Genomic DNA, 557 nt, shown 5'->3' on the forward strand with positions numbered 1-557 from the left:
CGTTTCCAGAAACCAGTCGTCGAAGCCTCCGGCATAGTAGTAGGTATTTGCATGCATCCCCATAATAATGTCTGCTATACATTCCCGATTCAGCTCTCCCGAAAAGGAACGCACAGGCGACACCCAGGTTGCCTCGTCGCTGCGATCACATATGATGTTCTGTACCTTTTTGTTGCTTACTTCAATGATGGAGGCGATAAAATACCAGCCGCCGTTTTTCAAGGTAATGGTAGCTGTTTCACTCTGGTCGTAGATTAGTGTGCCGGAGGAGTTATACAACATCAGCCTAAGTCTTCCTTGATAAAGTGAAACATAAAAAATTGGCTGACCAGGTCCTTGGCGGGTATTGAATATGGGTATATATGTCTGGCCGACCGAATAGGTGGTAGGATTAATCCAACCGCCTACAACAATCTTTTCGCCCAGATTGCTAAAGAAACTCCCATCATTTTCTGCTATAAGATGGGTCTTTTCAGAAGTCGGATTAACAATATTTTGCCTAAAGTATCTTCCGAATCTTCCAGCAATAAGGTTTGCCGATGTCCCTGACCAGCCGG

The 557-nt window shown here is 45.1% G+C and carries 1 pseudogene; it reads right to left on the reverse strand.

Going from position 1 to position 557, the window contains the following annotated elements:
- A pseudogene (locus R7P64_RS24515) lies at positions 1-557 on the reverse strand (hypothetical protein); the annotation flags it as partial.

Source organism: Vibrio sp. 2304, assembly GCF_033339475.1.
GTDB lineage: Bacteria > Pseudomonadota > Gammaproteobacteria > Enterobacterales > Vibrionaceae > Vibrio > Vibrio alginolyticus.